The sequence below is a fragment of the Robiginitalea insularis genome, assembly GCF_052497835.1.
This window is the reverse complement of record NZ_CP199296.1, coordinates 599,315-624,206: the sequence shown is the minus strand read 5'-3', so window position 1 is coordinate 624,206 and position 24,892 is coordinate 599,315. Positions and strand designations below refer to the sequence as shown.

Annotated in this window: 20 protein-coding genes and 2 tRNA genes; 8 read left to right on the top strand and 14 right to left on the bottom strand. The window is 46.7% G+C overall.

The features are described 5' to 3' along the window. Positions 1-30: 30 nt before the first annotated feature. From ACT6NV_RS02840 to xerA, 10 genes are all read right to left on the bottom strand, one after another. On the bottom strand, positions 31-759 hold the full coding sequence (locus ACT6NV_RS02840) for a DUF6090 family protein (RefSeq protein ID WP_445385755.1): 729 nt from the start codon (positions 757-759) through the stop codon (positions 31-33). Between the two features lie 205 nt (positions 760-964). After that, entirely contained in the window at positions 965-1,477 is a 513-nt protein-coding gene (locus tag ACT6NV_RS02835; RefSeq protein ID WP_445385754.1) for a hypothetical protein, read from the bottom strand. A gap of 150 nt (positions 1,478-1,627) precedes the next feature. After that, a complete protein-coding gene (locus tag ACT6NV_RS02830) occupies positions 1,628-2,401 on the bottom strand; it encodes a DUF6090 family protein (protein WP_445385753.1) in 774 nt (257 codons plus the stop codon). Positions 2,402-2,725: 324 nt separating this feature from the next. Further along, positions 2,726-3,199: a hypothetical protein gene (locus ACT6NV_RS02825; protein ID WP_445385752.1), complete on the bottom strand. Its 474-nt coding sequence runs from the start codon at positions 3,197-3,199 to the stop codon at positions 2,726-2,728. 19 nt (positions 3,200-3,218) lie between these two features. Continuing rightward, complete coding sequence (locus ACT6NV_RS02820) at positions 3,219-4,244, bottom strand: DUF6090 family protein (protein WP_445385751.1); 1,026 nt, start codon at positions 4,242-4,244, stop codon at positions 3,219-3,221. Between the two features lie 94 nt (positions 4,245-4,338). Further along, on the bottom strand, positions 4,339-5,052 hold the full coding sequence (locus ACT6NV_RS02815; protein WP_445385750.1) for a hypothetical protein: 714 nt from the start codon (positions 5,050-5,052) through the stop codon (positions 4,339-4,341). Then, positions 5,049-5,792, bottom strand: a complete 744-nt coding sequence (locus ACT6NV_RS02810; RefSeq protein ID WP_445385749.1) for a DUF6090 family protein — start codon at positions 5,790-5,792, stop codon at positions 5,049-5,051. The genes ACT6NV_RS02815 and ACT6NV_RS02810 overlap by 4 nt, the downstream gene beginning before the upstream one ends. A 162-nt stretch (positions 5,793-5,954) precedes the next feature. Then, the gene (locus ACT6NV_RS02805) at positions 5,955-6,335 is read right to left on the bottom strand and encodes a helix-turn-helix domain-containing protein (protein ID WP_445385748.1); all 381 of its coding nucleotides are present in this window, start codon (positions 6,333-6,335) and stop codon (positions 5,955-5,957) included. A 12-nt stretch (positions 6,336-6,347) separates the two neighbouring features. Beyond that, on the bottom strand, positions 6,348-6,533 hold the full coding sequence (locus tag ACT6NV_RS02800) for a type II toxin-antitoxin system HicA family toxin (RefSeq protein ID WP_445385747.1): 186 nt from the start codon (positions 6,531-6,533) through the stop codon (positions 6,348-6,350). Further along, positions 6,533-7,705 (bottom strand): site-specific tyrosine recombinase/integron integrase, encoded by a 1,173-nt coding sequence (gene xerA, locus ACT6NV_RS02795; RefSeq protein WP_445385746.1) that lies wholly within the window; start codon positions 7,703-7,705, stop codon positions 6,533-6,535. Before xerA ends, ACT6NV_RS02800 begins: the two co-directional genes overlap by 1 nt. A 224-nt stretch (positions 7,706-7,929) precedes the next feature. Between xerA and ACT6NV_RS02790 the strand changes: the two genes are divergently transcribed. From ACT6NV_RS02790 to ACT6NV_RS02775, 4 genes are all read left to right on the top strand, one after another. Beyond that, positions 7,930-10,815, top strand: a complete 2,886-nt coding sequence (locus tag ACT6NV_RS02790; RefSeq protein WP_445385745.1) for a TonB-dependent receptor — start codon at positions 7,930-7,932, stop codon at positions 10,813-10,815. Positions 10,816-11,103: 288 nt separating this feature from the next. After that, a complete protein-coding gene (locus tag ACT6NV_RS02785; protein ID WP_445385744.1) occupies positions 11,104-13,014 on the top strand; it encodes a fumarate reductase/succinate dehydrogenase flavoprotein subunit in 1,911 nt (636 codons plus the stop codon). A gap of 6 nt (positions 13,015-13,020) precedes the next feature. Beyond that, positions 13,021-13,764: a succinate dehydrogenase/fumarate reductase iron-sulfur subunit gene (locus ACT6NV_RS02780; protein WP_445385743.1), complete on the top strand. Its 744-nt coding sequence runs from the start codon at positions 13,021-13,023 to the stop codon at positions 13,762-13,764. An 8-nt stretch (positions 13,765-13,772) separates the two neighbouring features. Continuing rightward, entirely contained in the window at positions 13,773-14,060 is a 288-nt protein-coding gene (locus ACT6NV_RS02775) for a hypothetical protein (RefSeq protein ID WP_445385742.1), read from the top strand. Positions 14,061-14,562: 502 nt separating this feature from the next. Here the strand turns inward: ACT6NV_RS02775 and ACT6NV_RS02770 are convergent. The 3 genes from ACT6NV_RS02770 to mutS all read right to left on the bottom strand — a co-directional run bounded on the left by ACT6NV_RS02770 (position 14,563) and on the right by mutS (position 17,570). Continuing rightward, positions 14,563-14,647, bottom strand: a tRNA-Leu gene (locus tag ACT6NV_RS02770). 43 nt (positions 14,648-14,690) lie between these two features. Next, a tRNA-Gly gene (locus ACT6NV_RS02765) sits at positions 14,691-14,763 on the bottom strand. 191 nt (positions 14,764-14,954) lie between these two features. Continuing rightward, positions 14,955-17,570, bottom strand: coding sequence for a DNA mismatch repair protein MutS (gene mutS, locus ACT6NV_RS02760; RefSeq protein ID WP_445385741.1), 2,616 nt, complete (start codon positions 17,568-17,570; stop codon positions 14,955-14,957). 158 nt (positions 17,571-17,728) lie between these two features. Between mutS and ACT6NV_RS02755 the strand changes: the two genes are divergently transcribed. Then, entirely contained in the window at positions 17,729-18,268 is a 540-nt protein-coding gene (locus ACT6NV_RS02755) for an RNA methyltransferase (RefSeq protein ID WP_445385740.1), read from the top strand. A gap of 112 nt (positions 18,269-18,380) precedes the next feature. Here ACT6NV_RS02755 and folK read toward each other — a convergent pair whose 3' ends face one another. Beyond that, complete coding sequence (folK, locus tag ACT6NV_RS02750; protein ID WP_445386662.1) at positions 18,381-19,520, bottom strand: 2-amino-4-hydroxy-6-hydroxymethyldihydropteridine diphosphokinase; 1,140 nt, start codon at positions 19,518-19,520, stop codon at positions 18,381-18,383. Between the two features lie 119 nt (positions 19,521-19,639). Here folK and sppA point away from each other — a divergent pair, with 119 nt between their 5' ends. The 3 genes from sppA to ACT6NV_RS02735 all read left to right on the top strand — a co-directional run bounded on the left by sppA (position 19,640) and on the right by ACT6NV_RS02735 (position 24,888). Further along, on the top strand, positions 19,640-21,391 hold the full coding sequence (sppA, locus tag ACT6NV_RS02745; protein ID WP_445385739.1) for a signal peptide peptidase SppA: 1,752 nt from the start codon (positions 19,640-19,642) through the stop codon (positions 21,389-21,391). A 3-nt stretch (positions 21,392-21,394) separates the two neighbouring features. Next, complete coding sequence (locus ACT6NV_RS02740; RefSeq protein WP_445385738.1) at positions 21,395-22,105, top strand: queuosine precursor transporter; 711 nt, start codon at positions 21,395-21,397, stop codon at positions 22,103-22,105. A gap of 71 nt (positions 22,106-22,176) precedes the next feature. Beyond that, positions 22,177-24,888 carry an AsmA family protein gene (locus tag ACT6NV_RS02735; protein ID WP_445385737.1) on the top strand — a complete coding sequence of 904 codons (2,712 nt, stop codon included), beginning with the start codon at positions 22,177-22,179 and terminating at the stop codon, positions 24,886-24,888. Positions 24,889-24,892 lie beyond the last annotated feature (4 nt).

Sequence of the window (24,892 nt, the reverse complement as noted above, 5' to 3'; positions counted from 1 at the left end):
ACTATATTACTTTGGTAGATTTTTTTCAGATTAATCTAACACGGATAATTCGGTTTCCAGTAATTCAAGGAACTGCTTGTTATTTGTAAGAAAACCATATACTCTGTTTATCTTTCGGTCTAAGCTAGTCTCTAATCCCTTCAGAATAGAGTAATAAAATGGATCATCTAAAAGACTTTGATAACTGTGAGGGATATGGCCCTTATCACCTAACCTGAAGTTTTTGGCTATATATTCATAGTGGAAACTAGAGTTGTCAATATCCACCTGATTATTGGTAGATGATAGACGTGACAGCCTTTGTTCAAATAAATTAATTATCTCCTTCCTAAGTTCTGGGTTTCGTACTAAATGATAACCTCTGTTTTCGAGAGATTTGTATCCCGAAAAATTTAAACCATTCAAGTTATTTCCTCTTTTCCTGTGTGCCTCTTTAAAATATCCTGCAAGTGAATCAGCATAAGGAAGACGTTGATCTATAACTTGCATAATAAGATTTAAAGATTTCGTGGTAGATTCCCAACTTTCCAGACCTTTTAACAAGGATTCATGGTTACTTTTAGCAGTTGCGATTAACTCAGTTAATATTTCTTTTTCTAGTATACGATTCTTTCGATTTTCATTCCAATTGTTAATTTGAAGTGCAATCAAAATTCCAATAACTACTAGTATAACTTCACCAAAAGCATATTTCAGGTACCTTCCATTTTTACCCTCAAAAAGTATGTTTTGTCTAAATTTTCTAAAAAGTTTAGTCATTGGTTAGTGGTCTCTCATAATGAAGCACAACGGCCCCGGCTATGCAACGTTGCGTTTGGGCGGTTGTTTTGCCTTAGAACGGCTCATGGCAAAACAGCCAGCCAGGTGTTGCAGTTCCCTGGGGATGATTATTGATTAAATAAAAGTAGGAATTTTCTTTTTGGAAAAGGGAAGCGATGGGGTATAGCCGATGTTGTAGGTAGTTTTATGTGTCAATTTTCGGAACTTTTCTATACCTAAAACCAAATGCTTCCTGTAGTTTATAATCCATAGCATCCGTGGCTTCTATTTGAATTTTATTGTTTTTGGTTTTCAGCCATTTTACAAAAGTCACGAAATCTTCACCTTTGGCTACAGGTCTAACCACTACCGATTCTATTCCAAGCTTATCCAAGAACCAAATCTTATTTTTAGCTGTTGTTCTATATTGATAGTCGAAATATTTGATGCGTAAAAGATTCTTATAAGGGATTTTATGTTCTTCTTTTTTAAAAAAGTATTTAATCTTAAAATGATCTTCCATAAAGGTAATTTCTACTGTTTTGTTTTTTGTTCGGATGATTACCCAAATGGTTAATAGCACTGCAATGATTATTATGCTGAATTGAACAGCTATATTTTCTGTGGCTTCAAATGTTAGGTATACACCAAAAGTTCCCGTAATCGGAATAATCAGCGCCTCAAAAATGTTATATCTGGAATCTGATTGGTATGACATCTAAAAAATTACCTACAACGGTTCGGCTATGAATAGTTGCGTGTGATAGTAATTAATTTTACAAGTACATGCCAAGCCTAAAATCCGAGCGGATTTTCAGAAGTAGGCCAGGACAAGCAATTACTTATAGCCATTGTTGTGCTTCCGTTTTTATTTTTTCAATTCGTTATCACAAATTTTAATTGTTTCTTCAATCTTATCAATGAGTCCTTCAAAAAAAAGGATGTTTGTTCTCTGCCCCATTTTTATATCTGCCAAATAACCATTTAATCCTTCCAAGGATTCTAATTTATTAACTAAGTATTGTTGTGTCGGTAAATTAGTCAAATGTCCCTCATATCGTACAGGTACTAAATTTAGAGCAATCTGTTCTCGAATTTGAGGATCTAAAATATCTCCGGCTAATCTGCGATAACCTAAATTATGTCCATTCCATTCTTCATGATTATTTAAAACAACAATCATCCGGCTATGAAATGAAGTGAGATTATCACGTAAAGAATCATTTTTAAGAAGACGGATATTTCCATTATTAATTAACTCATTCCAAACGTCATTCACATATGAAACTGAATTGAGCCAACCTACATGCTCTATTGCCACTGCAAGTGGTTCTGGGTTTGAATTAACAGTATCTCCTGAAAGGGCATTTAAAATTTTGTCAACGTTTTCAATTTGAAAAGAACTATAAAGTATTTGATCAGTCGAACTTTCCAGGTTTTTGAGCATCTCACCTTTTAATCGAGCTATATATTCCTTTTCGAGTCTTCTGTCATTTCTCTCTTCGTTCCAATTGTTAATTTGCAAGGCAATCAAAATTCCGATGACAACAAGGATAATTTCGCCTATTGCATAAGTCACATACTTTCCGAATTTTTTTTCAGATAGTAATTTCTGTCTGATTTTTCTGAAAAACTTGATCATGTCTTTTGTTTTTTAAGGCCAGCGCACCGTCTGGCTCCTCACTTACAAAGGTCTGCAAGACCTTTGCTATCCGTTCGGCCCTCTAAAGAATTTTATCATTGTTTATTGGTTGGTCCCGATAACTATCGGGAATGAAGCACAACGGCCCGGGGTATGCCATCGTGGCGATTGGCAGCGGAAGGTTTCGCCGTAAAAACGGCTTCATAGCGAAACCCCGCTGTTGCCGGATGGCTTCCTGGGATTGATTAATGTTTTTTTAAAAGTAGGAATTTTCTAATAAGAAAGGGTTAGCCATGTGGTATACCCGTTGTTGTACAATGTTAATCAGAATTTAGAGAGGTCCATGTCCACCCCATGGTATTCACCTCCAAGTTGGGCACATTTATCCAGATATTCCAGTAAGACTTCTTCTTCGATGATTCCACTTGAGCCATAAAAGCTGATTTTGGGATTCTCATTGTGAACAAGCACTGTTATGGGATCTCCATCATGGAGGCCCAGGTAAGGCGTTCCCTTTTCATAACCAGTATCCGGTTTGTCCTTGTCTAAATTGTAAATGAAGTATAAGTCAGCTTCAAATCCATCTGGATAGACCGTATTTCGGAAAGATTTTACTAAAATGCCTTGAACTTCAATGAAGTCTTTTTCATCATAATCTTCATATCTCTTTTCAGAGAAAGAATTACATCCTGCAAAAAACAGAAGTGTAATTATAAAAGTAAATTGATTCTTCAATTCTAATATTGTACAACGTCTAGTATATGAAGCGTTGCGACCGAATGGGAGCTTTGATTTCATATACATTGTTGTGCTTTCGTTAGTTTTCATCCTTCTCCCATTCTATTGGATCTTTGTCAATAAATTGGGTTAAGACTTTGTTTGTAGAATCAACACCACTAAAATCTAGTGTTTGATTCCAGTTAATAGCATAGAAAAGAGAATTATTCAATTGTACGAGCTCCGATTTTGCTCCGCCCCACCCAGTAACATATAGAGATTCATCAGCATAACTAATTTTTATTGGTTCAACATCTTTATTAGTGTAGTGTCCAATGTATCTGCTGTATACTTCTTTTTCAGGTGTGAGTTCACTAAAATTAAATTGATATAAAACCTTATTTAAAAATTTGAGTAAGTTCTTTTGGTGTTTGGCTCTTTCGTTTTCCCAGCGTGTTCTTTGAAGCAAATACGCTAAAAATGATTCATTTTCATAAAGACTCTTAACGGCTATTTCTTTTTCTTGCAAACTGTATTTCTTTTTAAGAGCAACAGATCTCCTCACACCACCATCGCTCAAAGGGGAAAAAAAGTCTTTCGAAGCGGTCATCATTAAATTTAAAAGATTATCAGATTTAGTTTCATCTTCAAAACCAGCCTGGTATTGCGAAGAGAAGTTTGCTAAAGCTTTAAGTAATTCTTTATTTTTTAGAATTGAGGTTTTTCCTGAACCTATAATTGCGTTATAACTTCCCGTAATAGCTACCGCTTGATGATGTGAAAATGCACCCCTGCGAATATTTTCTCTAATGACATCTGGATGAATTGAATAATCTTGAGATTCTATAGCATCTATTAAATCTCGAGAGCTTAATATGGCTCTTTCTTGATTTTTTATGGTTTCAAGAAAATTTAAACGTGTGGCTATAAAGTCTTCTTTAATGTCTGAAAGAATTATAGCTTCTTGGTCTTTTTCTTTTCTTAATTCATTACTGTTGTTAATCTGCAGAGCGATTACTATACCAATGACAACAAGAACTATTTCACCAATAGCGTATTTAAAATACTTTCCGGTTTTTCCTTTTGAAAGCAAGTTTTGTCTTATTCGTCTGAAGAATTTGATCATATATTTTGATTTTTAGGCCATCGCACCGTCTGGCTCCTCACTTACAAAGGTCTACAAGACCTTTGCTATCCGTTCGGCCCTCTAAAGAATTTTATCATTGGTCTTTAGGTTGTGTTAATCGAATAATCTCATTGATGTGATTTTCTATGGGTTCATTCTCTATGGCTTCGATAATACCTCTTAAATTAGTTCTTCGGGTTATAATCATATTTTGAAATTTTATGGTGTTTCTTGCGGCCAGATTCATTTCTGTGTCTTTTAAGGTATAATCAAATACATCTCTGTAATAAGGCCAAAGGAAGTCATTCAAATAATTATAGTATGTGTTTTCATCTTCTTTATAGTCGCGAAAAACATCTTTCCAGGAGACTAAATATTTCTGTAAATCTTCATCTTGAATTAATTGAAGAGCATTTGAATTGACTACAGATTCTATAGAGCTAGAATATGGATCATAGGTCATGCCTACTATTTGTAAGTTGTATTTGTAATAAGCTGCATACTTTAGAGAATCATTACCTAAAGGAAACAAAGCAATCAATTTTTCCAAACCGTCAAGCGCCCGATAGTGAATGGCTTTAAGAGAATCAAAATCCACTTTGTTATGGACAAAATCTCTATGGATATTATCTAATAGTTTACGCTCGCTAATGCGGTCTTTGCGGTCTTGATTCCAGTTGTTTACTTGTAATGCCAGAAGTATCCCAATCATGACCAGCACAATTTCTCCAACAGCATATTTGAAATACTTTCCAGTTTTGTTTTCCATAAGTAAGTTTTGTCTAATTCTTCTAAAGAATTTTATCATTGGTTAGTGGGATTTGAAAGCTCGATAATTCGGTCGATGGTAGATTTGATCAGCTCTAATTCCTTTATTTGCCTTAAGTCATTTTCCGATTCTAATATCGCTTTCAAATTACTCTCTCTGCGGAAAAATATAGTCTCGAACTGCAAGGTAGAAAGAAAGCTTACGTCAACGCGTTCATCGTCATAATCGAACTTCCACCCAGTAAATCGCCCCATCTCAGTAAATAACACCTCATAGTTGTCTTTTTTTGCCAAGTCCTCTTCTTCCTGATAATCAGCAAGTACATCTTCCCATGAAACAAGAAGTCTCCTTAATTCTGTATTGGATATAAGCTCGAAGGAAGAGGTGTTTACCAGTGAGCGAATTACGCCCTGGGATGGGTTGAATGTATAGGAAGCTGCCCAACCGTTCATCTTCTCTTTGAAAGTTTTCAAATCAATTCTTTTTGGGTCGATAGGAAATTGAGCAATGACATATTGTGTGCTCTTCAATGCACGCTCATGCGTAGCAATTACATTCTCAAATTGAGCTTTATTTTCAAGGAATTCATCGTGAAGCGCTTCAAGCAACAGTTGTTCCTTTTGTGCAGCGATACGTTGCTGATTCCAATTGTTGACCTGCAATGCTAGTAGGATACCTACCATAACCAGGATAATCTCACCAATGGCATATTTTAAATACTTTCCAGTTTTGTTTTCCCTAAGTAAGTTTTGGCGAATTTTTCTAAAGAATTTTATCATTGGTTAGTTGTTTCTCGAAAGGTAGAGGATATATAATTCACTCGAGTTTCGGGTAATGAAGCACAACTTGTTTTATCCAATTAAAGATAACGTTTATCCGGAACAAAACCCTTGGAAAGCGCAGGTTGGTATAAGGCTTAGCAGGTTGATAAGTCGGGCAATTCAGGTAAACTTGATTTCGGATAATTCCCGCCCAATAGCTTGTATGCCTTCCAGGATCTTTCGGGTTTGCCGGGCGGAGGGTTTCTTTTTCCCCCGAACATACTGGGAGAGCAGGGTAGGATTCATGCCAATGCGTTCTGCCAGGAAGGTAGCGTTTAATACCCGGTAGTATTGAAAAAACTGCTGCAGGTCCAGGTGAAGGCGAAGGGAATCAGCGTTAACTTCATAACCCTGGTCCTGGTAATACAGGTTCAGGGCTTCCAGTAATTCGTTATACAATTCGTTCAGGGAAGCAGCGGTAGTGTAAACTCCCGGATGGTCTGCATAGGCAGAGTACCCTGTCCTGGTTTTTTCGACGGTGATATCAATTTTCTTCCTCAATTGCTTCATTTTTCAATCAATTCCGACTTGTTTAAACAACTGCTTTTGTAATCCCTTGCCCAGTTCCCTGCTCCCGTGATTGGGGAAAATAAGGATCCCTTTGCGTTGTGGGTGTTTCAATTTAAGGTGGGATCCTTTCTGGCTCACCACATACCAGCCGTGCTTCTTTAAGATAGCCAGGGCTTTGGAACACTTCATCACAAAGGTAAATAATTATTTACTTTATTGTCTGATGAATCTGGAGGTTCTGGTAAAGCTGCCTTGTTTTCCATCGTTTCGAAAATAAGGTCCAGCGGGCTTTTGATCTGCAGTAAATCCTGCCGGCTTACATGGGTGTAGATCATGGTGGTTTCAGGTTTGGCGTGGCCCAGGAGTTCCTGTATCAGCCGGATATCCGTTCCCTTTTCCAGCAAGTGGGTGGCAAAGGAGTGCCGTAAGGTATGCGGGGTGATTTTCTTGAGGATGCCTGCCCGTTTGGCGTTGCGCTTTAAAAAGGTGCGGAAACTGGTAGGGCTGTAGCGTCCGCCTCCTGCTCCTTCTGCAAAATACTGTGTGGGGCGGTATGTGTTGAGGTAGTTCCGGATGAGCGGCAGCATTCGCTCGGCCAGGACCACCTGCCGGTCTTTTCTGCCCTTGGCGTTTCGGATGTAGAGCAGTTTTCGGTGCAGGTCAATATCCTCCAGTTTAAGTGATAATAGTTCCCCTATGCGTAAGCCGCTGCTGTACATCAGCCCTATCAAACAGCGGTGTTTCAGGTTGGCAGTAATCTGCAAAAGCCGTATCACCTCTGCCGTGCTGAGCACCGTGGGCAGTTTCCGGCTGCGTTTGGGCCGAACCAGCCCTTCGGGTTCAATCTTGCAGTCCGGAAGGAATTCAGCCAGTTGCTTCAGGGCGCTTATGGCCTGCCGGTGCGTACTGATGCTGATACGTCTTTTGAGCACCAGGTATTCCAGGTAGGCTTCCGCATCGGAATTTTGTGCCTGCTCCGGGGTGACCTCTTTTAAAAAATGCAGGAAGCCACTGGCGAAGGAGGTATACACCTGAACCGTACTTTCACTATACCTCCGGGCCTTTAAAAAGCGGGTAAAGCCCAGGCTAAGCGCATGGGGTGGGGGCAGGGGGGAAGGCTTGCCCTTCGCGCTTTTTTGTTGACCCAGGCGGATGCGGTATCCCCCGGCCTTTATGTGGGCAATCAACTCGTCAATGCAACTGCTGTCGCTGAGGTACCAGAACCCCCATTCCGGGTTCCATTTTGTGCCGGGAAAGGCCTTTACCCATTCCTTCAGGCTAAAGTTATATGGAAAGTTGATGCGGACATACTCCTGGCCATTATAGGGGAATACGGCAATATGGACTTCAGGGCTGGCCATGGGCTTCCAAGATAGTTTTCTGCCCGTAAGCCAGTTGCAGTCTATCCATGTTGCAAATCCGTATTAGTCCTTATTGGTTGTTATTCAGAGGGTTGAACTAACGTTCATAAATTATATCAAAAGCTAGGGTAGCCATCAGACTGCTCTGAAAATAAACGAGATGAAATGCTAAAGCAATGCTTTTATTTCCTACTTTGTTAAAGAAATCTTAAAAGAACACACTTATGGACAATGAAAATTTTAAAACAGCAAGGTCCGGGCTTCTGGCCTTGTTACTGTTCTGCCTGCCCCTTTGGGTCATTGGGCAGGAAGTAACCGGAACCGTTACCAGTAGTGCAGACAACCAGCCATTACCGGGGGTAAACATTGTGGAGAAAGGGACCACTAATGGTACAAGTACAGACTTTGATGGTAATTTCAGTATTGTAGTGAGCGGCTTTCCGGCTACTCTTGTAGTTTCCTATATTGGTTTTGCCACCAGGGAAGTGGTAGTTAATAGTGCAAGCCGCATTACAGTACAGCTAGATGAAGGAATGGCATTAGATGAGGTGGTCATGGTAGGGTCCAGGGCTGTGGCCAGGTCCAGTACAGACACCCCTTTGCCTGTAGATATGGTAGGGGTGAAGGAACTGCAGAACACGGGGCAGGTAACTTTTGATAAATCCCTGCAGTACAAGATTCCTTCCTTCAACACCGTACAGACGCCGGTGAATGATGCTACTTCTTTACTGGATCCATATGAAATCCGGAATATGGGGCCCAGCCGTACGCTTATCCTTATCAACGGCAAACGGAAAAACCTCAGTGCGCTGTTGTATACCCAAACCTCTCCGGGAAGGGGTGAAACCGGAGCAGACATCGCCGCAATCCCGACAGATGCAATTAAAAGGGTCGAGATCCTGCGCGATGGAGCTTCTGCCCAATACGGGTCGGATGCCATAGCCGGGGTAATGAACATTATCCTGAAGGATAATCCGAGCGGGGGTTATGCCTCCCTGCGTACGGGTATTTCCTCAGAGGGGGATGGGGAGGCCTTTGCCTTTGCTATCAACAATGGAACGCCCATTTTCGAAGACAAGGGCTTTATGAACTATACCATTGAATTGTCTTCCATAGGTCAATACAACCGTCCTGGAACCGTAAATGCCGAAGGGGAGGTTGCCGATTTTACCGGGGCCACTTCGGAAGACATCGCTTTTGTAAACGAGTTTTTATCCAGGAAACCGGATGCGGGGAATATCAACGGGTCTCCGGAAACCACTGCTGCCAAGTTTTTGATAAACGGGGGAGTGGAGCTTGGCGAAACGGCAGACCTGTATTTCAATGCCGCCTATGTATATAAGAAGGTCAATAGTTTTGCGAATTACAGGACGCCTTACTGGAGGACTATAGAGTCTTTCCCCTACCTGGGGAATTTCTTCCCCGGGAATAACCCTAATACTACAGGGCCTTTCACGGACGCCTATGGCAATACCTTCCAGGGGAATGGTTATGATGGCTATGTTCCAACCTTTGATGGGGATTTGAACGATTACAATGCCACGGTTGGTGTTAAGGCCAATAAGAATGGTTGGTATTACGATACCAGCATGACTGTGGGGGGCAACCGACAGACCTATCGGGTGCGCGATTCGCATAACCGGAACGAAGTATTTTCCCCTGCGGTCTTCAATGATGCCAACGGTAATGGGGTAACAGATCCCGGGGAACTCATCCCCAGCTCACGGCTCTATCAGGAGAACAGCCAGATCAGCTTTGATCCGGGGGGGACCCAATTCAACCACGTGGTAGGAAACATAGATATCTCCCGTACCCTTTCAGACCAGGTAAGTATTGGTTTTGGAGCGGAATTCAGGAGTGAGAACTTTACCATTATCGAAGGGGAATTATCTTCTTACGACGGGGGAGGGGCAGATTCCTTTGCCGGTAACCGTCCAGAGAATTCCGGGAAATTCAACCGCTATAACATAGGGGGCTATTTTGATTTGGCCTGGGATGTAAATGAAGAATTTTTAATCAACGGGACCATCAGAACCGAGAATTATTCCGATTTCGGAAATGCCTTTGTCTGGAAGGTGAGCTCGCGCTATAAATTGCTGGATGACAAGTTTACCCTCAGGGGGTCGCTCTCAACCGGTTTCAGGGCGCCAACCCTACACCAGATTTTTACCCAGAAGGCCCAGTACAGCTTTGTGCCCGGACAGGGGATTCAGGTGGGAGGCCTGGTTAGTAATGTATCCCCCCAGGCGCGCTTATTAGGTATTCCACAGCTGGATGCAGAGGAGTCTACCAACTTTACCGTAGGAGTAGGGGGTAAGATCTCCAACGATTTTAATTTCACCCTGGATTATTACAACATTGCAGTGAAGGACAGAATTGTTCTGGGAACCGAAATCGGCCCTTCAGGTGATCCTGCTAACCCCCTGGACGTGCTTTTAGCAACCAATAACCTGAGTGATGTCAGCTTTTTCTCCAATGCCCTGGATACCAAAACCTCTGGTATAGACCTGGTGGCCAATTACAGGAACATTGGTTTGGGGAGTGGAATCCTGGATTTTAACCTGTCCGGTAATTATACCATTACCAATGAACGGGACGGGGCTGTGAAGAATATTCCGCTGGTGGAAAACGCAGGCCAGTCTGTTGTTAATGAGACTCAGGAAGCCCTGTTCTTTACATCCAGGCCGCAGACCAAATGGATTCTGGGGGCCAATTATGACCTGGGTAAATTAGCGTTTACGGTTAATAACACCTATTTCGGTAAAACGACCTTTAACCAGCAGGGTATGGATGCAAACCTGTTTACAGAGTTTATCCCTAAGGTGGTTACCGACCTGAGTGTTAATTGGGATGCGACCGATAAGGTTTCGGTATTGTTTAATGTGAACAACATCTTCAATATATTGCCCGAATGGGAATTTAAGGCCGAAAATGCTGCCGGGCAGGCCATTATTGATGATACAACAACCAATGCCCTCGGGTTAACCCCCATTGAGGAGCAAAGTAACCTGATCACCTTTAATCAGCGGTATTCGCAGATGACTTATGACGGCTACCATTTCAGCCAGCTGGGTACTTTATTCAATCTGGCAATTACCTATCGATTCTGATCGGAATAAATAGTTTATTTTTAAAAGAACCCAATAGCCTTGCTGTTGGGTTTCTTTTTTTAGGCCAATATATTGTACAAAGCTGATTAGCTCAGCAAATCGGCCCATCTTGAATAAGGGGTTTCATTTGCCTTGGAATAAAAGTCAGCTGCCTGCAGCCGGCTGGCAGATAGTGCCGGCCTGTTGATAATTATCATAGAAATCGATCGGGTACTACTACATATTTGGAGGCTATAGGGAATTCAGTTAAATTCATCTCCCTTACAACCTGTAACCAATTTTAGCTTCATGCGATTAGATGCCAAGATCCCGGAAGGCCCGCTGCAGGAAAAGTGGCGGAATTACCAGCTTAAAAGCCGGCTGATCAACCCGGCCAACAAGAAAAAACTCAATGTAATTGTGGTGGGCTCCGGCCTGTCCGGAGCCGGGGCTGCCGCCACCCTGGCGGAACTGGGTTACGATGTGCAGTGTTTCTGCTATCAGGATTCGGCCCGCCGGGCGCATTCGGTAGCTGCCCAGGGTGGGATCAATGCCGCCAAAAATTACCAGCACGACGGGGACAGCGTCTACCGCATGTTTTACGATACCCTCAAAGGGGGTGATTTTCGTTCACGGGAGGCCAATACCTACCGACTGGCTGAATTGTCCGCCCCGCTTATCGACCATTTTACCCAGCAAGGGGTGCCCTTTGCCCGTGAATATGGTGGGGTACTTGTTAACCGCAGTTTTGGAGGGGTACAGGTACAGCGCACCTTTTACGCCCGCGGCCAAACCGGGCAGCAGCTCTTGCTGGCAGCGTACTCCCAGCTTTACAAAATGATCCGCGCCAAAAAAGTAAGCATGTACCCCCGCACTGAAATGCTGGACCTGGTACTGGTGGATGGCAAAGCCCGGGGAATAATTGCCCGCAACCTGGCAACGGGGGAGATACAGCGCTACGCGGCAGATGCGGTGGTGCTGGCCACCGGGGGTTACTCCAGGGTATTCAGGCTCTCTACCCTGGCCATTGGATGTAATGGCTCGGCTATCTGGAAGGCCCACAAAAGGGGAGCCCTCTTTGCGGCCCCCAGTTTTACGCAAATCCACCCCACCGCCCTGCCACAGTCCAGCGAGGCCCAGTCCAAACTCACTTTGATGTCAGAATCCCTGCGTAACGACGGCCGCATCTGGGTACCCAAGTCTAAAGGGGATACCCGTAAGGCCAATGATATCCCGGAGGAAGAACGGGATTATTACCTGGAGCGGCGCTACCCCAGCTTCGGCAACCTCGCCCCCAGGGATATAGCCTCCCGTGCAGCCAAAGAACGCATCGATGCGGGCCATGGCGTGGGCCGGCTAAAAAATGCGGTCTACCTGGACTTTAAACACGCTATCGAACGGCAGGGGCTACAGACCATAAAAGACCGCTACGGCAACCTCTTTAATATGTATAAAAAAATAACCGGGGTGGATGCCTATAAAGAACCCATGCAGATCTCCCCGGCCGCCCATTTCTCTATGGGAGGCTTGTGGGTAGATTACGAGCTGATGACCACCATCCCCGGGCTGTATGCGGTAGGGGAGTGCAATTTTTCGGACCATGGTGCCAACCGTCTGGGCGCCAATTCCCTCCTGCAGGCCAGTGTGGATGGGTATTTTATCCTCCCCAATACCATCAATAACTACCTGGCTGCGGAATTAAAAAGCGAGGGGGTAACCACGGCCCACCCGGCCTTTGAGGCGGCGGAAAAGGGCGTAAAAGACCATATTGACCGGCTGCTTTCCATTAACGGGAATCAAACGGTAGATCATTATCACCGGGAACTGGGCAAGGTAATGTGGCAGGAGTGCGCCATGAGCCGCAACAAGGCCGGCCTGGAGAAAGCCCTGTCGCAAATAGAGGAAATTAAGGCCTCCTTCTGGAAAGATGTTAAGGTAACCGGGCATGACCGGCAACTGAATACCGAGCTGGAAAAAGCACTTCGCCTGGCCGATTTTATCGAACTGGGTTTGCTGATGTGTACCGATGCCTTGCAAAGGGAAGAGTCCTGCGGGGCCCACTTCAGGGAGGAATACCAGACGGCAGACGGGGAGGCGGTACGCAAGGATGAGGCTTATTCCTACGTATCTGCCTGGGAGTATGCTCCTGAAGGTTTTAAACTCCACAAGGAGCCGCTGGAATTTGAATATGTACAACCAACCGTGAGAAGTTATAAATAAGAATAGATGAAAGTTAAATTCCGAATATGGAGACAAAAGGCCCCGGGGCAAAAAGGGGATTTTCAGGAGTATGAAACCGATGGCCTGAATGAAGACATGTCCTTCCTGGAAGCCCTGGACCACCTCAATGAACAGTTGGTACTGAGAGGGGAGGAGGTAATTGCCTTTGAGTACGATTGCCGCGAGGGCATTTGCGGGCAGTGCGGGGTTTTTATAAATGGAAGGGCTCACGGCCCGCACCGCAACATGACCACCTGCCAGCTGCACATGCGGAGTTTTAGGGATGGGGACAGCATTACTGTAGAGCCCTGGCGGGCGACAGCTTTCCCGGTGCTGAAAGACCTGATCGTAGACCGCTCCGCCATGGATCGAATCATTGAACAGGGGGGGTATATCACGGCCAAAACGGGGACGGCCCCGGAGGCCAATGCCATCCCCATCGGCAAGGAAATTGCAGACAAGGCCATGGATGCAGCGGCCTGTATCGGCTGCGGGGCCTGCGTGGCCACCTGTAAAAATGCCTCGGCCGCCTTATTTACTGCTGCCAAGATCAACCACCTCAATACCTTGCCCCAGGGAAAGCCGGAAGCCTACAAGCGGGTCGTAGGGATGACCGAACAAATGACCCTGGAAGGCTTCGGCAACTGTTCTTTGACCGGGGCCTGCGAAGTGGAATGCCCGGAGGGGATTTCCATCAGGAATATTGCCGAGATGAACGGTTGGTACCTCAAGGCAAAAATATTTGGATAAATTTGAGCATGCGAATACAATTCATACTCGTTCTTCTTTTAGTTTTAGGTAGCTGTAAAAAGCAGGGCCCGAAAAATGCTGAAAGCGAAGTCCTTAAAACAGAGACCCGTCAGAAGCTTGAAAAATCCCGCGATAGCCTCACCGAATTAATTGAAAGTTTACAAACAGAGAAAGGTCGACTATTACAATCAACTTCAGAAAACAATCCGGTGGTGCTGAATCTTACTGAGGTTATCGATAATCTGAAGGTAGAGCAGCGGGAGATAGAAGGCCAATTAATGAAGGCAGATCAGTAGGATTCAAGCAGATGTTTTTTTGCTATGGTCTTTCCTACACAGTTTTCGGTGCGGATAGCCAACCTTCCCATAATTCTTTGGAAGGGATTATCAATATGAGGATTCCTTTATCGTGAGCGAAAGAGATGAGCTCCGTTAAAAATTGGCGAAATTCTTGAGGCAATTTAGGAGCTCTTCTCTGGTTTGAATGCAGCGCATTCAAATCGCCTATGATAAAGTGTCTTATTTTTAATTCCTTTACTCGCGGCATTTCTATGGGTTAAAAGCAATTCGTGAATTTTCTTCGAAGATTTCTTTTAGACAAGTAAAAGAAAGGAAGAGAAACAATTCGGGAATTGCTCGTCTTGTCAGACTTCGCGAGTCCCGCCCGAACATCTTGAAGAAAGAAAAGCCAGGCCTTCGGCCTGCTTTTTTGTTTTCGGCCCATTCGCTCGAGCAAGCTCGGCTCTGCGCCTAAAAGCAAAAAAGTCAGAGCAATTGCTCTGACTTTTCTTCCTATCTGTACTCGAGGCGGGACTTGAACCCGCACGGCCGCAATGGCCATTGGATTTTAAGTCCAACGTGTCTACCAATTCCACCACTCGAGCCCGTGATGAACAAAAAAACGCTGCCCTGCAGCGTTTTTGGTCGAGCGAAAAACGGGATTCGAACCCGCGACCTCCACCTTGGCAAGGTGGCGCTCTACCAACTGAGCTATTTTCGCAAGTACGAAATAGCGACCTAGCGATTGATTAGTATCTAATCTTGCGCTCTACTCCCGATAGCTATCGGGAAGCTATTTTCGCATTATAAAAGAACCCTGCATCGCTAAGATGCGGAGGCAAATTTAATACAATTCTGATAAATAGAAAGAACTTTTTACCTAAAAACCAACTCCCGGGAAGCAGTAAATTTCTAAGAGGTAGCCCGTTTTTTGGCAGTGAGCAGCCGTTTGATCTCGTTGAGCTTCATCAGGGCCTCCACAGGGGTGAGTGTATCGATGTTGAGGTCCAGTATTTCCTCCTTGATCTCTTCCAGCAGCGGGTCATCCAGGTTGAAAAAGCTTAATTGCAGCTCCTCCTGGCTGGCTTTCAGTTTCCCGGTCAGTTCGTCGCTGGAGTGGCTTTTCTCCAGTTTTTTGAGGATTTTCTGTGCCTTCTGAACCACCTGTTGAGGCATCCCGGCCATACGGGCCACATGAATCCCGAAGCTGTGGTGGCTGCCGCCGGGTTCCAGCTTGCGTAAAAACAACACCTTGTCTTTAAGCTCTTTTACGGAAACATTGAAGTTCCTGATCCGCTCAAAGGTGGTGGCCATCTCATTGAGTTCGTGGTAGTGGGTGGCAAATAGGGTTTTGGCCCGGGAGGGGTGCTCATGCAGGTATTCGGCAATGGCCCAGGCAATGGAGATGCCGTCGTAGGTGCTGGTTCCCCGGCCGATTTCGTCCAGCAATATCAGGCTGCGCTCAGACAGGTTGTTCAGGATGGAGGCGGCCTCGTTCATCTCCACCATAAAAGTGGATTCCCCCAAAGAAATATTGTCGCTGGCGCCTACACGGGTAAAGATCTTGTCTACCACGCCCATTTCGGCTGCCTCGGCCGGCACAAAACTCCCGATCTGTGCCAGCAGTACCAATAGTGCCGTTTGCCGCAGGATGGCAGACTTTCCGCTCATATTGGGACCCGTGATCATAATAATTTGTTGCCTTTCCCGGTCCATTTCCAGGGAATTGGGGATAAAGGGCTCCCCGGCCGGCAGTTGCTTTTCAATTACCGGGTGGCGTCCGTTGGTGATACTTAAGGCAGTGCCCTCATTCATGACCGGGGCAGTATACTGGTTTTCCAGTGCCAGGCGGGCAAAACTGCAGAGGCAATCCAGACGGGCGATCAGCTGCGCATTTTGCTGCACCGCTTGTACGTATTCCTGCATCCAGACCAGCAGCTGTGCAAACAGTTGCTGTTCCAGGTCCAGGATGCGTTCTTCCGCCCCCAGGATTTTGGCCTCGTATTCCTTCAGTTCTTCAGTAATGTAACGTTCTGCACTTACCAGGGTCTGCTTGCGGATCCATTCCGGCGGCACCTTGTCCTTATGGGTATTGCGCACCTCAATGTAGTAGCCAAAAACGTTGTTGGATGCTATCTTTAGCGAAGTGATTCCCGTGCGCTCCGTCTCCCGCTCCAGCATCTGGTCCAGGTAGTCCTTGCCGGAGTGCGCCAGCTTGCGCAATTCATCCAGTTCTTCCGAAAACCCCTCCGCTATGGTAGCACCCTTGCCAATGCTTACCGGGGCCTCTTCCAGCAGCATTTGTTTAATACGATCCCTGAGCGGCTCACAAGGATCCAGGGCAGTGCCCAGTGCGGCCACTTCCGTTTCGGAAGCTGCAGATACCAGGGCTTTAACAGGAACCAGGGTCTCCAGCGCATTTTTGAGTTGTACCGTTTCCCTGGGGCTGATCTTCCCGGCAGCCACCTTGGCTATCAGGCGTTCCAGGTCTCCAATACGTTTGAGCAGCCCCTGTAGTTTCAGGGCTTCCTCATCCTGTTGGACATAGTGGGCAACCACTTGATGCCTTTTGCGGATAGCGTCTATTTCTTTCAGCGGCATGGCCAGCCAGCGTCTGAGCAGCCGTCCGCCCATGGGGGTGGTAGTCTGGTCAATTACTTCCAGCAGGGAAACCCCTTTGTCTTCGCGGGTATTGAAAATTTCGAGGTTCTGAATGGTAAAGCGGTCCATCCAGACATGCTCTTCCTCAGCCAGCCGCTTCAGGGTACAGATGTGCCCCAATTGCCGGTGACGCGTTTCATTGACATAGTGCAGTACCGTCCCGGCAGCAACAATACCTGCGGGCATGGTCTCTACTCCAAAGCCTTTCAGTCCGGCCGTTTTAAAATGACCCATAAGCGTCTCCCGGGCATAATCTTCCTGAAATACCCAGTCTTCCACAAAGAAATGGTGGAAGCGGTTGCCAAAGAGTGACTTGTATTCTTCCTTGTGTTTTTTGGAGACCAGGACTTCTTTAGGCCGGAAGTTCTGAAGCCATTTGTCAATTCCTTCCCGCCCCGCCTCGGCCAGGAAAAACTCCCCGGTGGAAATATCAAGGAAGGCAATCCCCATACGGGTATTGCCAAAATGCAGGGCGCATAAAAAGTTGTTGTCTTTAGCCTGTAAGAGTTCGTCGCTTAGCGAAACCCCGGGCGTCACCAGTTCGGTTACCCCCCGTTTTACAATGGTCTTGGTCTGTTTGGGGTCTTCCAGCTGGTCACAGATGGCCACCCTTTGCCCTGCCTTTACCAGCTTGGGCAGGTAAGTATTCAGTGCATGGTGCGGAAACCCGGCCAGAGCGGTCTGGTCGCCGCCATTATTGCGCTGGGTAAGGACAATATCCAGGATCTTCGCGGCCCGCTCGGCATCCTCTCCGAAGGTTTCGTAAAAGTCACCCACCCTGAAAAGCAAAAGCGCATCCGGGTATCGGGTTTTGATACCGTTATACTGCTTCATCAGCGGGGTTTCTTTCTTTCCTTTGGATGCCATAATGGGTGAAAAGTGATTTTGGGTTGCAGACAAACGAAAATAAGGGATTCGCCGCCACTGTTCAACGGATGTTGATATTTTGGGATAACTTACTTAAGGGATACACCGGATGTCAAAATCCACTTTTAGTGTATTTTTGTGAACGCTAATAGATACGGATGCGCAAATTAAAAAACGAGGAACTGGATCGCCTGGATGTAGAGGCCTTTAAGGAAGCCCCTAAAACCCCTGCCGTGCTTGTCCTGGATAATGTCAGGAGCCTGCACAATGTGGGTTCGGTTTTCCGTACCGCCGACGCCTTTAGAATTGAGAAAATATACCTCTGTGGCATAACGGCCCGCCCCCCGCATAAGGAAATCCGGAAAACGGCCCTGGGGGCTACCGAGAGTGTGGCCTGGGAATATGTCGAAAGCACTGAGGATCTTTTGGCATCCCTCAGGAATAACTACCAGTGCTATGCCGTAGAACAGACCGAAGAATCGATTGCCCTGGATCGTTTTGAGCCGGATCCCGGCAAGCCCTATGCCTTTATTTTGGGGCATGAGGTCAAAGGGGTTTCACAGGCAGTGGTCAACCGCTGCCACGGCGTGTTGGAGATTCCGCAACTGGGCACCAAACATTCATTGAATATCTCCGTCGCTGCAGGAATAGTGGTCTGGGACTTCTGGTCGAAAACAAAAAAAATCCCGGCTCCTTAGAGCCGGGACAGGTATTAGTATTTGAGTTAGTCAGTTTGGTTATTTAAACCGGCTTCCAAGAAATAAAAAAACCGGCATTTTTGCAAATTCTGCCCAAATTTTTCGACTTCTGCTACTTTCCGACCGTAAATCGGACCATCTGGTCTATGATGTTTTCGTAGTCCGCCCGGCTGGAGACAAAATCCAGCTCGCTTACGTCTATAATTAGTGAATTCAGGTCCGGGGAATTCTTCATAAAGGCAAAATACCCTTTTTGAATGTCTTCAAGGTAATCCGCCGGGATGCCCTGTTCGTAATCGCGCCCACGGCGGGCAATCTGTTCCAAAAGGCGATCGGTTTGCTGGTAGAGGTAAATATACAGTCGGGGCTTGCGCACTTCCTTATACATAAAACCGAAAAGTTTGCGATACAGTTCAAATTCTTCAGGTCCCAGGGTAACCTTGGCAAAGATGAGGCTTTTGTAAATATCGTAATCGCTGATCATAAAACTGCTGAAAAGGTCCAGCTGCCGGGTATCCTCAATAAACTGCTGGTAGCGGTCTGCGAGAAAAGACATTTCCAGCGGAAAGGCATATCGCGCCTGGTCCTGGTAAAATTTGGGCAGGAAGGGGTTATCTGCAAAGCGTTCCAGGATGAGTTTCCCGTTTAGCTCTTCGGCTATTTTCGTCGCCAGGGTGGTCTTTCCGGCCCCTATGTTCCCCTCAATTGCGATAAAATCCTGGCTGGCAAACAGGCTTTTCAGATCGGGATATAATTGCAGGCCTGTTTTCTCTAAAGGGGTCTTGTCACGGCATTCCTGCAGCAGGTTTCGGCTGTCTTTATTCAGTAACGGGTGATAAAACTGAGGGGCTATGTCTGCCAGGGGTTTCAGGACAAAACGGCGCTTTTGCAATTGCGGATGCGGGACCCTGATATGGTCTTCCGAAAATATTTCCCGATCGAAATAAAGTATATCGATATCCAGCGTTCGTGACTTGTAATTCCCATCTGCCGATCGCATTCTTCCCAATTCCGATTCAATGCGGAGTACTTCCCCCAATAGCTCTTCCGCAGTATGGCTGGTCTGCACTGAAATGCAGCAGTTTAAAAAGTCTTCCCCCTCAAATCCCCAGGCCGGAGACTCGTAAACAGGACTTATACGCAAAACCTTTCCGACTCGCCTGTCAATTTCCAGCAGCGCTTTTTGCAAATGGTAAGCTCGGTTCCCCAGATTACTGCCCAGGGACAAATAAGATGTTGTAAGGCCATTCATATCCGGGAGCAAAGTAAGGAAAAGCTGCGGACTTTGCTTCCCTGTGGTGGCATAGTTCCGAGGAAGGGAAAATATCTCTTCTTTATGGTTATCTTTGCGCCTAAAATTGTAAGGTACACATGGCATTTTTACGCAACTTGCTGGCAGCCATCCTGGGAACCCTGATGGCTTTCGGGATCATTTTCTTTATGTTCATCATTTTTGTAAGCCTGCTGGATTCGGGCAGTAAGGTGGTCATTCGTTCTGATTCTGTGCTGCAGGTGAATTTTCCTTACCCCATTGCCGAATATTCAGATACCGATCCGGAAGACCCTTTTGCTCTGCTTTTTAATGGGACACAGGGCCTCAATGAGATTACCAAAGCCATCCACCTGGCTAAAGAAGACGACCGAATCAAAGGGATCAGCCTGAACGGGCCGTACCTGCTGGCCGGGATTTCCCAGACGCGCGCCATCCGCAACGCCCTGGAAGATTTCAGGGAATCCGGAAAGTTCGTTTACGCTTACGGGGATTTTTACATGCAGAAAGACTATTACCTCTCCAGTGTGGCAGACAGCATTTTTATGAACCCTGTAGGCAACCTGGATTTTAAGGGCCTGGGGGCAGAGGTGCTGTACTTTGCTGATTTTCAGGAAAAAACCGGATTGAAGATGGAGGTGGTGCGCCATGGAAAATACAAGAGTGCCGTAGAACCCTTCCTTTCGGATCAAATGAGTTCCGAAAACCGGGAGCAGATCAGTGAACTGATCGAATCGATCTGGCTGCAGATCCGGCAGGAAATCGGCGAAAGCCGCGGCATAGAAGTAGATCGGCTGGACGCCATAGCGGAAAACCTGGAAGCCCGTAATGCCCGGGGGGCCATTAACACCGGCCTCATTGATGCAATTCTTTACAAGGATGAGTATGACCGAAAGCTGGCTATTGCCAGTGGTTCAGGAGACGATAAGCCGGAGATCCTCAATCTGTCGGATTACCTGATCTACACCAAAACCAAGAGGCAGTATAGCGGAAAAGATAAAATAGCTGTTGTCTTTGCCCAGGGGGAAATCCTTTACGGGGAAGGCAGTCCTGAATTTATAGGGCAGGGGATGATGCAAAAGGCCCTGAAAAAAGCCCGCGAGGACGATCAGATAAAGGCCGTGGTCATCAGGATTAACTCCCCAGGGGGAAGTGCCCTGAGTTCTGAAATCATCTGGAGGGAAATCAGACAGACACAGGAAAAGAAGCCGGTGGTGGTCTCTATAAGCGACATTGCGGCTTCAGGGGGCTATTATATGGCTGTGGGTGCCGAACAGATCATTGCAGAGCCTACGGCAATTACCGGATCTATCGGGGTCTTCCTCACCATACCAAATATGGGAGGCCTTTCCGATAAGATCGGGATCAATGCAGAGCAGGTGGGAACCAACCAGTACAGCATAGATTATTCCTTTTTTGAGCCCATGAGCGATGGTTTTCGGGAAGTCCTGACCGAAGGGGTTGAAGAAAGCTATCAAACCTTTCTGAAACGGGTAGCCGATGGCCGGGGCATTAGCTTGCAGCGCGCAGACAGCCTTGCACAGGGCAGGGTCTGGAGTGGTACCCAGGCACTGGAACTGGGCTTGATCGATGAGTTGGGTGGTCTTGATAGAGCCCTGGAAGTAGCGGCAGAACTTGCAGGCGTTTCTGAATTCCGGGTGCAGAACCTGCCGCGTTATAAATCGGGCCTGGAACGGCTGATGGATGATCTGGGGGCAACTGCAAAGGTTTCGGAGGCAAGCCTGGAAGCTCAGCTGGGTTCCGAATGGACCCGTATCCTAAAAGAAATCAGGACCCAACTGGGCCGGGAAGGGCTTCAGGCGCGGATGCCATACACCCTCAAGATCCAGTAATATATGAATCTTAAAGACCAGAAAGCAGCTTATCGTATTTACCTGTATCTGGGAGCCCTTTTTATCACCTCCCTGGTGGTCTCCAACCTCATTTTCCAGAAATTTTTTTACTGGAGGCCTTTTGGGGATATAGAATTTCTGGGGGCGCCACTTTTCGAAATTTCGGTTGGTGTTTTGCCCTATCCGATTACCTTTCTCATTACCGACCTGATCTCTGAAATCTACGGGAAAAAGAAAGCCAACCAGGTTGTAACCGCCGGGATTTTTGCTTCCTTTTTTTCCATGGGGATCATTCTGCTGGCCAACTGGGCGCCGGCCATTGAATCTTCCCCCATTGGGGATGAGACCTTCAGCCAGGTATTTGCCCTTTCCCCCATAGCGGTTCTGGCTTCTATGCTGGCCTACCTGCTGGCGCAGTATGTGGATATAGCCATCTACCATTTCTGGAAACGGGTAACCAATGGAAAAATGCTTTGGTTGCGGAATAACTTTTCCACTTTCTCCTCTCAATTCATAGACACCTTTACGGTGGTTAGCCTGCTGTGTATCTTCGGTGTTATTCCCTGGGAGCTGTATTACGGCCTGGTAATCAGCGGCTTCCTCTTCAAAGTTTTAATTGCCTTTATCGACACCCCTTTTCTCTATTTTTTCGTATATATATTGAAACGGCGGTTTGGCCTGAAGCAAAACGAAGAAATCCAGCTGGACTTTTAAGAAGCAGCCGGGAAATCGACACAGGCAGGACCGTATAAATACGAAAGAGCATACAAACTCCTGAATCACCCATGAAGACAAAGAAAATTTTAAAATGGCTGGCTATCTCCCTGCTGGTACTGCTGGGCTTGTTAGTGGCCATCCCCCTGTTTTTGGAAGCCAAAATAGGCCCCATCCTGAAAAACAACGTAAATAAATCCATCAATGCCCGTTTTGATTTCGCGGATGCGGACCTGAGTCTGCTGCGCAGTTTTCCCAATGCCCGGGTCTCGCTTACCGACATGGTTATTATCAATAAGGCTCCTTTTGAGGGAGATACCCTCTTTAAAGCCTCCGAAGCCTATCTGGTGATGGGGATCTCTGAATTATTCAAAGGGGAAGGAGAACCTATCGGCATTCGCGAACTATTTGTAGACGGGGCAGATTTACGTCTTAAGGTTGACCCTGAAGACCGGGCCAATTACCTCATTGCGCTTCCGGATGAGTCCCCTGCAACTGCTGAGCAGGATTCTGAGGGGTTCACCCTGGACCTGCAGGAATACCGCCTGCAAAATGCCCGGATACGCTATGAGGATCTGAAGGGGGGAATTCAATTTGAACTCTCTGAAATCAACCACAATGGCCGTGGGGACCTCTCCCTGGAGCAGTCGGAATTGCAAACCCATACAGATGCCAGGATCAGTTTTTTCATGGACAGCCTGCAGTACCTGAATAAAAACAGCCTGCAACTGGATGCCCTGATCGGGATGGACCTGGAAACCGACACCTACACCTTTAAGGAGAATACGGGTACCATCAACCAGATGCCGCTGGTATTTGAAGGCAGCGTCCGTCTGACGGAAGAGGGGCAGGAATTGGACCTGCAGTTCAAGACCCCGGATTCCGACTTTAAAAATTTCCTGGCTTTGGTGCCCGAAGCCTATTCCGGCAACCTTGAGGGGGTTGCCACTACCGGGCAGTTTAATCTGGAAGGGACCATAAAGGGGGCAAATACGGAAACCCGCATCCCTGGTTTTGAAATTTTAATGCAGGCAGCAGGAGCATCCTACAAATACCCACAGTTATCCAAAGGGGTTAGCGATATTAACTTTAAAGCAGCCTTGCGCAACCAGAGCGGGCAATCTGAAGATACCTGGCTCGAAATACCGGGCGCCAGCTTCCGTATCGATTCAGATGTTTTTGAATTCAGTTCCACCATTCGCGAGCTAACCACAAACCCCCGTGTAAAGGCAGCCCTGAAAGGAAGCCTGGACCTGGGCAAGATTGCGCAGACCTATCCGCTGGAAAGCGATCCCGGCCTGGCCGGCCGCCTGCAAATGGACCTGCAATCGGAATTTGATATGGAAGCCGTCGAAAAAAGGAACTACTCCAGGATTAAAACCTCCGGTACCCTTTCAGCAAAGGAACTCAGGTTTGAGTCGGCCTCCTTTAAGGATCCGGTAAACATTCAGAATGCCGCACTTAGTTTTGACCCTGCCACAGCCCGCCTGCAACAATTCAGCGGCCGTCTGGGACAAAGTGATTTCAGCCTTACCGGCAGCCTTCGGAATTACCTGGGGGCCCTGCTCAGTGACGGGCTGCTACAGGGAAATTTTGAGTTAAACTCCCAAAAGCTGGTAGTAAGTGATTTTCAAACTCCGGAGGCAACCGAAGCTGGTCAGGGAGGGGAACCGGCTGCAGCTGCGTTCAAAATTCCGGCCAACCTGGATTTGGTGATCAACGGCAGGGCAGCTGAGGTACAGTACGACAAACTTCCCCTAAAGGAGGTGAGTGGGGAATTGCGGATACACGATCAGAAAATCGAATTCAGGGAGGTGCGCAGCAGGGCCCTCGAAGGGAGCCTTTCCCTGAACGGGGAATTGAACACCCTGCAAGACAAACCCCGCTTTGATATGAACCTCGGTATCAGCGACTTTAAAATTTCAGAGACGTTTAAAGCCATAGAATTGTTCAGGACCCTGGCACCTATCGCCTCCATCCTGGAAGGCCGCCTGAATTCGACAGTAAACCTTTCCGGTGCGCTTACGGACGATTTCAGCCCGGACCTGATGAGTCTGGGCGGAAAGGTGGCAGCGGAACTGCTAACATCGGAAATCAACGGACGTAAAGCCCAGGTAATGCAGGCCCTGGATTCTCGCCTGGAGTTCCTGAACATGGAAAAACTCGATCTCAGGTCGCTTAAAACGGCCCTGTCCTTTGAAAATGGAAGGGTACAGGTTAAACCCTTTACCATAGCCTACGAGGATATTGCCATTGAAGTAAGCGGGGGCCATACTTTTGACCAGCAACTCAATTATAAGGCAGTACTTAATGTGCCCTCAAAATATCTGGGCCCGGAAGTCAATAAACTGATTACCCAGCTGAATGACCCTTCCCTGCAAGGACTCACTATCCCGGTAACAGCCCAAATAGGAGGGAACTACAACTCCCCCCAGGTCAGCACCGATTTTAGCAGCGGGGTAAAGCAATTGGGAGATCATTTGGTGGCCCTGCAAAAACAGCGCCTTATTGACAAGGGCAGCGAGAAAGCCAAAAGCCTGCTGGGGAGTATCCTGACCGGGCAGCAGACGACCACTGACAGCACTGCGACCGGAGGTGCAGCGGAAAAAGGAATCGGCGGGATCCTCAAAGAGGTTAGTGGTACCACCCCCAAAGACAGCACAGCCCCAAAAACCAGTACGGGAGAGCAGGTAGCCAAAAAAGCGGCCAAAGACCTGTTGGGCGGTTTGCTTGGAAAAAAGAAAAAAGACACCGTCAAGACCGCCAAGGATTCAGTACAGTAAGGCT